Origin of the sequence: Celeribacter sp., from assembly GCF_048266405.1 — a bacterium.
Taxonomy (GTDB): Bacteria; Pseudomonadota; Alphaproteobacteria; order Rhodobacterales; family Rhodobacteraceae; genus Celeribacter.
Genome location: NZ_JBLWZO010000004.1, coordinates 251,274 through 262,936 on the forward strand (window position 1 = coordinate 251,274; position 11,663 = coordinate 262,936).

The following is an 11,663-nucleotide window of genomic DNA, read 5'->3' on the forward strand; positions in this document are numbered from 1 at the left end:
AAAACAAAAGCCCCGCTGTTATGGCGGGGCTTTTTCTTAGGGCGCGCTCGACTTGCACTGGGTGGGGGCTGACGGGCGCGTCTAAGGGTGGCACGACGCCACGCTGCTTGAAGGTAACAAATCACTCGTTACGCAAACCAACAGACTCGTTACACATCTCGATGTGGGGGTTACGGAACAATCCGATCAATGGCGCGCATGGCCCCGATGGATTTGTCATAGACCAACTCCAAAACGCGCCGCGCGGGGCGGGTTTTGAGAGCAACAGCCACAGGCGGCAAGGCCCGCACAGAGGCGGCGGCAACACCTGTCGCAAGGAATGCGCGGCGATTAAGTTTGGTCATGTCACGTCCCTCCTTGTCTCTGTTTCAGTTTATTATCAGTCTCTTGTTAATATATATGGTAATGGTGCTGACCTATTTCAAGGGTCAGGTCACGTTTTTCCGTATCTGGGGTTTTCAATGCCCTATTTGTAGACCGCAGGACGCTTTTGCATCGCGGCCATCACCGTCTCGATTTGGTCGGGTTTGCCGATCAGATCACGCTGCTCACGGCTTTCCTCATAGAGCACATGGGTGCGGTCCTGCGAAGTCTCGGCCACGGCGATCAACCGTTTGGCCGCCTGAATGGCCGAGGGGCTTTTGCCCGCGATCTTTTGCGCCAAGGCAAGCGCCGCAGCCTTTGGATCGTCGGCCAGTTCCGTGACCACGCCCATCGCGAGGGCCTGCTGTGCAGGATAGACATCGGCGGTGTAAATCATCTGGCGCAGCACATCGGAGCGCAACACCGTTGGGAAAATCGTCATCCCGCCCATGTCAGGGATCAGCCCCCATTTCATCTCCATGATCGACAGTTTGGCGTCAGGGGCCGCAATGCGGATATCGGCGGCAATGGCCAATTGCATCCCCGCGCCGAAACACGCGCCCTGAATCGCGGCGATGACGGGAATAGGCAGATCGCGCAGGCACAGGGAGAAGGCTTGGAACGCATTGGCGTCGCCGTGAGTGCGCGCCATCACCAATTCATCGAGGTCCGCGCCCATGAATTTGGTAAAATTGGAGGTGTCCAACCCTGCGCAAAAGGCATCCCCCGCGCCCGACAACAACACCACACGCGCATCCGAAGCGGCGATTTTCTCCACTTGAGCAAGGAGCGCATCGACCAGTTCGACCGAAACCGCATTCATCTTTGCAGGGCGGTTCAGGGTCAGGTGGGCGATGTGGTCAGCCACCTCAAGGGTGACGATCTCTTGGGCATCTTGGGATGTGTCAGTCATGGGAGCCTCCGTTCTCGGCGCTTAGCCTAGCAAGGCCATTTGCGTTTTGCATGTGTGACGCAGCGGCGCTTGCGCGGCGCAACAGTTTGCGCCAAGACAGGGACATGAGTGATCCAAGACAAACACAGCGCGCCCGCGCCCTGCCCGCCACCATTCCCTTTGTGGCCCCCGAAGCTATGGAAGCCGCCCGCGGTGCGCCGTTTGACGCGCGTCTTGGGGCCAATGAGTTGAGCTTCGGCCCCTCGCCTGTGGCCGTGGCTGCCATGCAGTCGGAACTGTCGAATATCTGGAAATACGGCATCCCAGACAACGCGCCCTTGGTGGCCGCGCTTGCCGCGCACTATGGCATTGATCCCGCCAACATCACCGTGGGCGAAGGCATCGACGGGCTACTTGGCGTTTTGGTGCGACTCTACGTGGAGGAAGGCGACGCGGTCGTCACCTCGGCTGGGTCGTATCCGACATTCAACTACCACGTCGCGGGCTATGGCGGCGAGTTGCACACCGTGGCCTATGATGGCGATCACGAAGACCCGATGGCGCTGATTGCAAAGGCCCGCGCCGTTGGCGCGAAGCTGGTCTACTTGTCCAATCCGAACAATCCGATGGGATCGGTGCATTCCGCGCAGGTTGTCCAAGAGATGATTGAGGCCGTGCCTGAGGGCTGTTTGATGGTGCTTGACGAGGCCTACACGGAGTTTGCCCCTGAGGAAACGCGTCCGCCGCTTGATCCATCTGACCGTCGCGTGATCCGTTTTCGCACTTTTTCAAAGGCCTACGGCATGGCGGGCGCACGCATTGGCTACGGCATTTCGCACGCGGATGTCACCACGAGCTTTGACAAGGTGCGCAATCACTTCGGCGTCAATCGCATCGCCCTTGCGGGCGCTGTGGCGGCGTTGAGCGATCAGGCCTATCTCGGCACGACGCTGGAGCGCGTTGCGGCGGGCCGCGTCCGTCTTGCACAAATCGCGCAAGGCAACGGGCTGACGCCGCTGCCCTCGGCGACCAATTTTGTGACGATGGATTGCGGACGCGATGGCGACTATGCCCGTGCGCTTTTGGGCGCTCTGGCCCAGCGCGGCGTCTTTGTCCGTATGCCCGGCGTTGCGCCCCTTGATCGGTGTCTCCGCGTCTCCGTGGGGCGTCCTGAAGAGATCGAGGTGTTTGCCGAACGCCTGCCTTTGGCGCTCGGCGATCTGGCTTAACCGCAGCAGCCACACGCGGCCTCGGACGGGGTCACGCTGACCTGTGATCCGATCTGTGACAGGAAGGATGAGGCTGCAACTGATCCGCCGAGTCCGTGTGGGATGTCGAGCGCACTCATCGCCGTTTCAATCGCACCGACGATGCCAAGCACCATATGCGCGTTGATATGGCCCATGTGGCCGATCCGGAAATAGCTGTGCGATTCGTCCGATCCGATTTCACCGAACCCCAATGAAATCCCCAAGGTGATCCCCAGATTGTCGGTGAGCCATTCGCGCAGACGGGTGCCATCCCCATTGCCCAAGGAGAGCGTGGTGACAGCGTGAGAGCGATGCGCAGGGGTGTCGATATTGAACCGCAGCGCCCCGTCCGAGCCCCATTGGTCGATCGCAGCCCAATAGGCCCCTGCAAGCGTCTCGTGACGCTTCCACACATTCTCAAGCCCCTCGTCCATGATCATATCGACCGCTTGGCGCAGCCCGTAAATATGCTGGGTTGGCGGGGTGCCGTCGAAGTATTCATAAAGGTGGACAGGTTTGGCGCGGGTGGTCCAATCCCAATAGGGCGTGCGCAAATCAGCGTCCTTGCCCTCGGCCAAGGCCTTGTCCGAGAACCACACGAAGCCCATGCCGGGCGGGGTCATCAGGCCCTTCTGGCTCGCGGCGATCATCACATCCACGCCCCATGCGTCCATCTCGAAGCGGTCACAGCCCAAGGAGGCGATGCAATCCACGGCGAACACCGCGGGGTGGCCAGCGGCGTCAATCGCGCGACGCAGGGCGGCAATGTCGTTGCGCACCGAGGTGGCAGTATCGACGTGAACGGACATCACGGCTTTGATCTCGTGCTTGGTATCGGCGCGCAGGGCGGCCTCAAGTCGAGCGGGATCGACGGGAGCTTGCTTGCCGAAATCGAGGATCTCGACATCAAGGCCCAGTCGCTTCGCGACATCCGCCCAACCGTGTCCAAAATTACCAGTCACACAGACCAAGACCTTATCACCGCGCGACACCATATTGGTCAAAGACGCTTCCCAAAGGCCGTGGCCGTTGGAGATATACATCGCCACATGACCCGCCGTGCCTGCGATCGTCTTGAGATCTGGGACAAGCCCGTGGGTAATCTCGACCAATTCGCCCGTGTAGATATTGGGTGCGGGACGGTGCATGGCCTGCAATACGGAATCGGGCATGACCGAAGGACCAGGGATAGCGAGGTAGTGACGACCGTTAGCAAGCGACATAGGAAATCGACCTTTGTTGGAGTGGCAAAGAATGGGGGAGGCACCGCGCCGAAACACAGGCCACCTGACGTGCCTAGCCGCGCAAACGGGAGCCGTCAATTGATCACAATGTCCTAGCGCAATGCGCGACGTGCAACCGTGGCGACAAAGTCGGGCCACACAAAGGTGACGAGACGGCACAATAGCAACGCTTGATGCACGCCCCGCGAAACTGTAAACCCATCCAACGGACGCGCAGCATTTGCGCCAAACCCGCGACGGAGTTTCCATGAGTGCTGAAGCCGACACGCCACACAACCAATCTGGAGACTTGCTGCGCTGGTTCTTTGGCAACTACCTGCGCCCACAGTCAAAAAAGCTCATTGCCGCCCTTTTCTTTATGGTGGTTGAGGGGGCTATGCTTGGCCTGATCAGCTACCTCATCAAGCCGATGTTCGACGACGTGCTTGTGGCATCTGACAGCAGTCGCATTGGCTGGACGGCCATGGCTATTCTCGGTGTATTCGCCATTCGCGCTGTATCGGGCTACGCCAACCGCGTGTTAATGACGATGGTGCGGGTCAAATCCGCAGCCCATCTCCAGTCAGATCTACTGGCCCATGTGCTGACGCTCGACGGCGCGTTTTTCCACAAATACCCCCCCGGCGTTCTGCTCGAGCGGACGCGCGGCGACTGCCAAGCGGCCTCCGACCAATGGGGCAATATTCTGCGCAGCCTCGTGCGCGATGTAATTGGTGTTATCTCCTTGCTAGTGGTGGCTTTCTCAATGGATTGGGGATGGACCCTACTCGCACTCATGGCGCTGCCCTTCATCGCCCTGCCCATCCGCACCTTGCAAAAACTGGTTCGCAGAAATTCCACATCGGCGCGGGAGGCGTCGAGTTTTGTCTCCAACCGCCTCGATGAAGTCTACCACGGCACTACATCTATCAAACTATCAGGAACCGAGACCCGTGAGACGGACCGTTTCAAAAAAGCTATCGGGGGATATACCCGCGAAGAAATCCGCGCCGCACGCGGTCAATCGGCGATTCCGTCGCTGATCGACTTTGTCGCTGGCATCGGTTTCGCCGCTGTTTTGTATTTCGGCGGGATGGAAATTATTTCTGGCGAGAAAACTGTCGGTGAATTCATGGCGTTTTTCACGGCAGTGGGCATGTTGGTTGATCCCGCACGCCGCCTTGGCAACGTATCGGGCCAATGGCAGACCGCAATCGCCTCCATGGTGCGGGTGCATAGCATCTTTCAAGAAAAACCAAGCATTGTCTCGCCACCTGCGCCGAAACGCTTGGCCGTTCCTCCGCGCGAAGCTGACATTGTGTTCGACGCGGTAGACTTCTCCTACACAGACACCCCCGTTCTCAAGGGCACCTCCTTTGTCGCCAAAGCGGGACAGACCACCGCCCTTGTCGGCGCATCTGGCGCGGGGAAATCAACGACGTTTCACCTTCTGGCCCGCTTGGCCGACCCTCAAAACGGGACGATTTCCATTGGCGGCACTCCAACCGATCAGCTTGATCTCAAGGAACTGCGCAACCTGTTCTCCGTTGTGTCACAAGATGCACTGCTCTTTGACGAAAGTATCCGTGACAACGTGCTGATGGGCGCGAAGGTCAGCGATGCCGAACTGGAGGCAGCCCTCAAAGCCGCCCATGTCGATGCCTTCCTCGACAATCTTGAGGCGGGTGTGGACACCAATGCAGGCTCGCGCGGTTCGGCCCTCTCGGGCGGACAACGCCAACGTGTGGCAATCGCCCGCGCGGTGCTGCGCAACCGTCCGATCCTCCTGCTTGACGAGGCGACCTCCGCTCTCGACGCGCAATCGGAAAAGATCGTGCAAGAGGCGCTTGAGGATCTCTCCAAGAGCCGCACCACACTTGTCATCGCGCACCGCCTGTCGACCATCCGCAACGCTGACAAGATCGTGGTGATGGACAAAGGCGAAGTGGTGGATCAGGGCACCCATGACGAGCTTTTGGCTCGTGGCGGGCTCTATGCCGATCTGTATCGCCTGCAATATTCGGATGGCAAAACCATCACCGACGGTAAGAGCGTGCCAGTTCCCTCGGATCGGCCCCGGCAAAATACCGAAGAAGCCGCCAAAGGTTCCGGCCTCCTTGGGACAGCCAGCCGCGCTCTTGGTAGCGTGATGGGTCTGTTTGGACGGCGCGACCGCTCAGAGTGATCCGCCCCCGTCCCAACCGTCGGGCCAAATCAACGTCCTCCATCAGGGGGATGTCAGAAAAACCGCCGATCTCGTCATAGAGTGCGCGCGAGATGAGCAAGGCCTGATCGCCATAGGGCAGACCAAACAGGCGCGTGCGCAGGTTCGCCCAGCCGCCTGTGATCCGCGCCATTGCACCGCCTCCGCGAAACGACAGCGAGAACACCAAAGCGCGGTCGGGGTGCGCCAGATGCGCCAAGGCATCATCGCTCCACCCCTCGGGTAGCCACGTATCGGCGTGCAGGAACAACAGCCATGCACCCTGCGCCGCCTCGGCCCCACGTGCCAGTTGACCGCCACGCCCCGCAGGTCCCTCGACCCATTCGGCACCAACCGTGTCGGCCAGACGAGCAATGTCGTCGGTCGATCCACCGTCCGACACGATCAACTCGCGCACCACGCCCGCATCGACACCTTCCATCACCCGCGCCAATGTTTCGGCCAGTTGAGGGGCGGCATTCAAGGTCGGGATCACAATGGAAATCGGGGCACGCATATCGCTCTCGCTTTCAAAACTCCCGCCAAACCTAACGGGTTTCACAACCCGATTGAAACGCAAAAGCCCTACCGCGCAGGCAGTGCTTCAACTTGACCCTGCCGCGCCCTATATATGCATGAACCTCCAAAGGAATGCACATGACCGAGCGCAGCATCATCGCCCTCACCGGCTCCGACACCCGCAAGTTTTTGCAAGGACTGACCACCAATGACTTGGACGGCATTGATCATGGCGCGGTCTACACGGCGATATTGACGCCGCAGGGTAAGTTCATCGTCGATTTCTTTCTCGTAGCGGAAGGCGACAACGTGCTGTTGGATGTCGCGGCCTCCGAGGCCGAGGCCCTGACCAAACGCCTCACCATGTATAAACTGCGCTCCGAAGTAACGCTGACCCTCACGGATCGCACAGTGTCACGCGGTGTAGGGCCCATCCCCGAAGGCGCCTTTGCCGACCCGCGTCACCCTGATCTGGGCTGGCGGGCCTATGATGGACGCCCGAGCGAAGATGTCGATTGGGACGCGATCCGCGTGGCGCATTGCATACCTGAGACGGGTATCGAGCTAACTCCCGACACCTATATCCTTGAGGCCGGGTTTGAGCGACTGCACGGTGTGGATTTCAAAAAGGGCTGTTACGTCGGTCAGGAAGTCACCGCACGGATGAAGCACAAGACCGAATTGCGCAAAGGTCTGGCCTCGGTTGCGATTGAGGGCAGCGCTCCTGTTGGCACGCCGCTCCTCACTGAGAGCGGCAAAGAGGCGGGAACGCTGTTTACACAATCCAACGGGCGCGCCATCGCCTATCTGCGGTTTGACCGCGCCACAGGGCCGCTCACCGCCGCCTCGGCCACCGTCACCGCATAAAAAAAGCCGCCCGAACACGCGGGCGGCTTTCAATTAGTTGTGATCACACCAAGTTAGGCGCGTTCGGAATATTCCATCGTTTCGGTATTCACGACGATCATCTCGTCCTGACCAACGAAGGGCGGCACCATGACTTTGACGCCATTGTCCAGAACCGCAGGCTTGAACGAGTTAGCGGCGGTTTGGCCTTTCACCACTGGTTCGGTCTCGACGATCTTGCATGTCACCTTTTGCGGCAGGGACACGTTGAGCGCTTCTTCCTCGTAATACTCGATTGTGACGATCATTCCGTCTTGCAAAAATGGACGGCGATCACCCAAGAGATCGGCGGAAAGCTCGACCTGCTCGAAGGTTTCATTATCCATGAACGTCAACATTCCGTCGGTTTCGAACAGAAATTGTTGATCTTTTTGCTCCAAGCGCACGCGCTCGACTTTGTCGGCAGAACGGAAACGTTCGTTGAGTTTGCGACCGTCACGCAGGTTCTTGAGCTCGACCTGAGCAAAAGCACCGCCCTTGCCGGGTTTGACGTGATCGACCTTAACCGCCGACCAAAGGCCGCCGTCATGTTCAAGGACGTTTCCGGGACGAATTTCGTTACCGTTAATTTTGGGCATTGGCAAAACCTGAGGTAAAAGATTGAAGGAACTTTAGCGCGACCTATATATGGCCCATGGGCGTGGTGCAAGCCGCGCAATATAGAGGCGTCTGGCCCGTACATATGTCGCAAACGCATAGGTGATATGCATCTGTGGTGTATCCGAATCACTGCGGACCTGTCATAACGCCCCTCACGTCTGCACCACAAGACCAATAAAACAAGGACATCACATGGCTGATTTTGTTGACGGCACCGCGTTCAATTACGAGCAAGGCCAACGCTCGCGGAAACTCTTCGCGGCGGTTGTTCTCGCTGCTCTCGATGACGCTATTGCCGATGACAAGAAGTACGGCAACGGCCCCGAACAGATCGCCCGCTGGGCGCGCTCTCGGGATGGCCGCGAAGTTCTGTCCTGTGCTGGAATCGACCCGAACGAACGTGTCGTCTCCGGACTGATGGAATTTGTGTCCAAGGGCGTTCGGACTTCTGTGGCTCTGTCACGCGAAGAAAGTGAACGTCGCAACGCACAGCAAATGGAAGCTGCATAAGGCTCCTATTTACAACGACGTGTGAAACGCTGCTGTTTCTTGCTCAGAATAGACGCGCCTAGCTGCTCGCTGGCGCGTCTTTTTGTGTCTGACGCTTGGGTCTTTGGGTTGCCACAGACCTGCGCCGTCTCGTAGCCTGTGCCTCATAGGAGGCGCGATATGGCAAAGAAAATCGAAGCGACCGCAGTGCCCGTCAAAATCGGCACGCTCTACCCCCCGCCCCACCACCAACACACCAAAGCCCGCGAAAAACGCGCCCTTGGCGATGCGGCTGACCTCACACAGTTTGGCGTGAACCTGACACGGCTCAAACCCGACACATGGTCCGCCCTGCCCCATTGGCACGAGACAGAAGACGAGTTTGTCTATGTCTTGGAGGGACATCCGACCTTGGTGCACGGCGACACCACCGAGGCGCTGTCTCCGGGTGATAGTGTCGGGTTCAGAGCGGGCGAGGAAATCGGCCACTGCATTCAAAACAACACCGACGAAGACGTGGTCCTGCTCGAAGTGGGATCGCGCAATCCGAAGGAGCGCGCCTTTTACCCCGGTCTGGATTTCATGGCGGATATGTCGGGCAGCAACGTCTACTACCACTTTGACGGCACGCCCGTGGCAGATGTGAAACGGCGCGGCCCCGAGGACGACTAACCCCTTCCCTCTTGCGGCCCCACCCCATATTCCTACCGCCAAAGTGAGGGAGAGACCCGCGTGGCAAAAGCGATCATGATCCAAGGGGCAGGCTCGAACGTGGGCAAGTCCATGCTCGTTGCGGGTATTGCGCGTGCCTTGACACAGCGCGGTCTGTCCGTCGCGCCGTTCAAACCCCAAAACATGTCGAACAATGCCGCTGTGACAACGGACGGCGGCGAAATAGGCCGCGCCCAAGCGCTTCAGGCCCGCGCCTGTGGCCGCGCCCCGCACACCGATATGAACCCTGTCTTGCTCAAGCCCGAAACGGATGTGGGCGCACAGGTCGTGGTTCACGGCAAACGGGTTGCAACGATGAAGGCCCGCGATTACGGCAAGACCAAAGCGACGCTCCTGCCCGCCGTCATGGAGAGCTTTCACCGCCTTGCCCAGAGCGCCGATATTGTGGTGATCGAGGGCGCGGGCAGCCCCGCCGAGATCAATCTGCGCACGGGCGACATTGCCAACATGGGCTTTGCCGAGGAAGCGGGCGTGCCCGTGGTATTGGTGGGCGACATAGATCGGGGCGGCGTCATTGCCCAGATCGTCGGCACCCATACCGTTTTGCCCGAGGTCGACCGCGCTCGGATCAAAGGGTTTGCCGTCAACAAGTTTCGCGGTGATGCCAGCCTGTTTGACGAGGGCGCGCGCGCGATTGCGGATCTGACGGGCTGGACTAACTTGGGCACGATCCCGTGGTTCGATCTGGCGCACCGCCTACCAGCCGAGGACGTCATGGACATTACATCGCGCGGCACAGGACGGGTGAAGATCGTCGTTCCGCGCCTGTCGCGCATTGCCAATTTCGACGACCTCGACCCGCTCGCCGCCGAGGCAGATGTCACGGTCGAGATCGTCGAGGCGGGCCGCCCCCTGCCCGCTGATGCCGATCTGGTGATCCTCCCCGGCACGAAATCAACCATCGGCGACCTGGTTTATTTGCGGGCCCAAGGGTGGGATATCGACATCGCCGCCCACGTGCGCCGTGGCGGGCATGTCTTGGGCATCTGCGGCGGCTATCAGATGCTTGGGCAATGGATCAACGACCCTGATGGCATTGAGGGCCACGCAGGACGTCACGCAGGCTTGGGCCTGTTGGACATTGAGACAGACATGACGCCCGAAAAACGCGTCACCGAAGTCACCGCACGGGATCTGGCCAGTGGCACTGAAGTGCAGGCCTATGAAATCCACATCGGGCGCACCACAGGCCCCGACTGCGCCCGCGCATGGCTCGACATAGCGGGCGACCGCGATGGAGCGGCAAGTGCCGATGGCCGCGTTATGGGATGCTACCTGCACGGGCTCTTCGCCGCCGATGCCTTTCGCGCGTCTTATCTGGCACGGTTTGGCATCACGGGGGGGCTTGGCGATTTCGAGGGCGGTGTTGAGGTGGCGCTTGATGCGCTCGCGGCACATATGGAGCGGCACATGGACCTAGAGGCCCTGCTCACCATCGCACAAGAAATTGAATTTTAGGCGTTACTGAAGGTCGCGCACAGACAAGGCGCGTTGCACTTCGCGGCGCACAAGGCGGCGGATATTGCGCGTCATGCGCTCTCCCAACTGTCCGCGCAACTCTTCGTTCAACACGTCAGCCACAAGAGCGCGGAGCATGTGCTCGTCGAGCACCTCTTCGTCGTCGGAGAAATGGGCCTGCTCCTCGTCGTTTTGCGGCTCATCAAACGAGACGTCTTCGGCGTCATCCCCGTCAAACACGTAAAGATCATCGGTCAGATCGGCCAGAGTCTCGGCGTCGAGAGTGTCCTCAAGCACATCAACAGATGCCTCCACGACTTCGGCGGTCTCTTCAATGGCGTCTGAGGGGGCTGGTTCGACAACGTCAGACGCCGCTTCGCTTGGCTCCGCCACATCGAGGGCATCCATCTCCGCATCAGTCGCCTCATCTGGGTCTGACGTCTGCTCCGTTTTGGCCCGCATACTCAACACGATATCGGCAAATCCGCGCGGCAATCCCTGCGGCGTTTCCCCCTCAAGGGACTCGGAACCATCAGGTTCCCATTCTTCCTCGACAGAGCCGATCGCCGCCTCAAGTTCGGCAATGCGTTGTTCAAGGTTCAACTTGGCGGCATGTTTTGCCGCATCCCCGTCCGGGGTGTCGTCGAGTTGGGCGTGCCAAGCATTCGTCGCCTCAGCGGGCGCGTCCTCTTGCTCTGCGACCTCGGGCTCGTCCGTTTTCACAACGGCCAAATCCGGCCCCAAGATCAAAGGAGGATTACCCTCGACGTCACTTGGCGTGTTGTCAGGTTTCTCAACGAGAAAATCGGTGGTCAAAAGAAGCAACTCAGGCGCACCGGATGTCCCGTTCGCCTCACTCGCTTTCGGTGCGGCGTTGGCCGCCGATGGATGGCCATTTGTCATGCGGTCACGCGCAGCGCGGCTATCCACGACGAGACGGCGAATGGATGCAAGAACATCTTCGTCCCCTTTCATATTCGTCATCGGATCAGACATACGTTTCCCCACGCGACTCCCACAGCCTACCA

Annotated in this window: 11 protein-coding genes and 1 pseudogene; 6 read left to right on the top strand and 6 right to left on the bottom strand. The window is 59.6% G+C overall.

Annotation, left to right across the window (positions count from 1 at the left end):
* Nucleotides 1-170: 170 nt before the first annotated feature.
* Both ACN0TS_RS10630 and ACN0TS_RS10635 read right to left on the bottom strand, forming a co-directional pair.
* Nucleotides 171-344, bottom strand: a complete 174-nt coding sequence (locus tag ACN0TS_RS10630; protein ID WP_417259332.1) for a Tat pathway signal protein — start codon at nt 342-344, stop codon at nt 171-173.
* Between the two features lie 122 nt (nt 345-466).
* Nucleotides 467-1,276: a crotonase/enoyl-CoA hydratase family protein gene (locus ACN0TS_RS10635; RefSeq protein ID WP_417259333.1), complete on the bottom strand. Its 810-nt coding sequence runs from the start codon at nt 1,274-1,276 to the stop codon at nt 467-469.
* Between the two features lie 104 nt (nt 1,277-1,380).
* Here ACN0TS_RS10635 and ACN0TS_RS10640 point away from each other — a divergent pair, with 104 nt between their 5' ends.
* Entirely contained in the window at nt 1,381-2,484 is a 1,104-nt protein-coding gene (locus tag ACN0TS_RS10640; protein ID WP_417259334.1) for a pyridoxal phosphate-dependent aminotransferase, read from the top strand.
* On the opposite strand, the gene ACN0TS_RS10645 is transcribed toward ACN0TS_RS10640, so the two are convergent.
* Nucleotides 2,481-3,728: a pyridoxal-phosphate-dependent aminotransferase family protein gene (locus ACN0TS_RS10645; RefSeq protein WP_417259335.1), complete on the bottom strand. Its 1,248-nt coding sequence runs from the start codon at nt 3,726-3,728 to the stop codon at nt 2,481-2,483. The genes ACN0TS_RS10640 and ACN0TS_RS10645 overlap by 4 nt on opposite strands.
* A gap of 397 nt (nt 3,729-4,125) precedes the next feature.
* Here ACN0TS_RS10645 and ACN0TS_RS10650 point away from each other — a divergent pair.
* Nucleotides 4,126-5,475: pseudogene (locus tag ACN0TS_RS10650) on the top strand (ABC transporter ATP-binding protein); the annotation flags it as partial.
* A gap of 289 nt (nt 5,476-5,764) precedes the next feature.
* Here the strand turns inward: ACN0TS_RS10650 and ACN0TS_RS10655 are convergent.
* Nucleotides 5,765-6,448 carry a TIGR04283 family arsenosugar biosynthesis glycosyltransferase gene (locus ACN0TS_RS10655; protein WP_417259336.1) on the bottom strand — a complete coding sequence of 228 codons (684 nt, stop codon included), beginning with the start codon at nt 6,446-6,448 and terminating at the stop codon, nt 5,765-5,767.
* Between the two features lie 140 nt (nt 6,449-6,588).
* On the opposite strand from ACN0TS_RS10655, the gene ACN0TS_RS10660 reads away from it, so the two are divergent.
* Nucleotides 6,589-7,317, top strand: a complete 729-nt coding sequence (locus tag ACN0TS_RS10660; protein ID WP_417259337.1) for a YgfZ/GcvT domain-containing protein — start codon at nt 6,589-6,591, stop codon at nt 7,315-7,317.
* 53 nt (nt 7,318-7,370) lie between these two features.
* Here ACN0TS_RS10660 and efp read toward each other — a convergent pair whose 3' ends face one another.
* Nucleotides 7,371-7,934 (bottom strand): elongation factor P, encoded by a 564-nt coding sequence (efp, locus tag ACN0TS_RS10665; RefSeq protein ID WP_417259338.1) that lies wholly within the window; start codon nt 7,932-7,934, stop codon nt 7,371-7,373.
* A gap of 214 nt (nt 7,935-8,148) precedes the next feature.
* Between efp and ACN0TS_RS10670 the strand changes: the two genes are divergently transcribed.
* The 3 genes from ACN0TS_RS10670 to ACN0TS_RS10680 all read left to right on the top strand — a co-directional run bounded on the left by ACN0TS_RS10670 (nt 8,149) and on the right by ACN0TS_RS10680 (nt 10,635).
* Entirely contained in the window at nt 8,149-8,466 is a 318-nt protein-coding gene (locus ACN0TS_RS10670) for a DUF6280 family protein (protein WP_417259339.1), read from the top strand.
* A gap of 159 nt (nt 8,467-8,625) precedes the next feature.
* Nucleotides 8,626-9,117 carry a cupin domain-containing protein gene (locus tag ACN0TS_RS10675; protein WP_417259340.1) on the top strand — a complete coding sequence of 164 codons (492 nt, stop codon included), beginning with the start codon at nt 8,626-8,628 and terminating at the stop codon, nt 9,115-9,117.
* Nucleotides 9,118-9,177: 60 nt separating this feature from the next.
* The gene (locus tag ACN0TS_RS10680; RefSeq protein WP_417259341.1) at nt 9,178-10,635 is read left to right on the top strand and encodes a cobyric acid synthase; all 1,458 of its coding nucleotides are present in this window, start codon (nt 9,178-9,180) and stop codon (nt 10,633-10,635) included.
* Nucleotides 10,636-10,638: 3 nt separating this feature from the next.
* Here ACN0TS_RS10680 and ACN0TS_RS10685 read toward each other — a convergent pair whose 3' ends face one another.
* Nucleotides 10,639-11,631, bottom strand: coding sequence for a hypothetical protein (locus tag ACN0TS_RS10685; RefSeq protein ID WP_417259342.1), 993 nt, complete (start codon nt 11,629-11,631; stop codon nt 10,639-10,641).
* Nucleotides 11,632-11,663 lie beyond the last annotated feature (32 nt).

What these genes read in the sequence shown, in the direction of transcription:
- ACN0TS_RS10630 (WP_417259332.1), bottom strand. Translation starts at nt 344, where the DNA reads ATGACCAAACTTAATCGCCGCGCATTCCTTGCGACAGGTGTTGCCGCC.
- ACN0TS_RS10635 (WP_417259333.1), bottom strand. Translation starts at nt 1,276, where the DNA reads ATGACTGACACATCCCAAGATGCCCAAGAGATCGTCACCCTTGAGGTG.
- ACN0TS_RS10640 (WP_417259334.1), top strand. Translation starts at nt 1,381, where the DNA reads ATGAGTGATCCAAGACAAACACAGCGCGCCCGCGCCCTGCCCGCCACC.
- ACN0TS_RS10645 (WP_417259335.1), bottom strand. Translation starts at nt 3,728, where the DNA reads ATGTCGCTTGCTAACGGTCGTCACTACCTCGCTATCCCTGGTCCTTCG.
- ACN0TS_RS10655 (WP_417259336.1), bottom strand. Translation starts at nt 6,448, where the DNA reads ATGCGTGCCCCGATTTCCATTGTGATCCCGACCTTGAATGCCGCCCCT.
- ACN0TS_RS10660 (WP_417259337.1), top strand. Translation starts at nt 6,589, where the DNA reads ATGACCGAGCGCAGCATCATCGCCCTCACCGGCTCCGACACCCGCAAG.
- efp (WP_417259338.1), bottom strand. Translation starts at nt 7,934, where the DNA reads ATGCCCAAAATTAACGGTAACGAAATTCGTCCCGGAAACGTCCTTGAA.
- ACN0TS_RS10670 (WP_417259339.1), top strand. Translation starts at nt 8,149, where the DNA reads ATGGCTGATTTTGTTGACGGCACCGCGTTCAATTACGAGCAAGGCCAA.
- ACN0TS_RS10675 (WP_417259340.1), top strand. Translation starts at nt 8,626, where the DNA reads ATGGCAAAGAAAATCGAAGCGACCGCAGTGCCCGTCAAAATCGGCACG.
- ACN0TS_RS10685 (WP_417259342.1), bottom strand. Translation starts at nt 11,631, where the DNA reads ATGTCTGATCCGATGACGAATATGAAAGGGGACGAAGATGTTCTTGCA.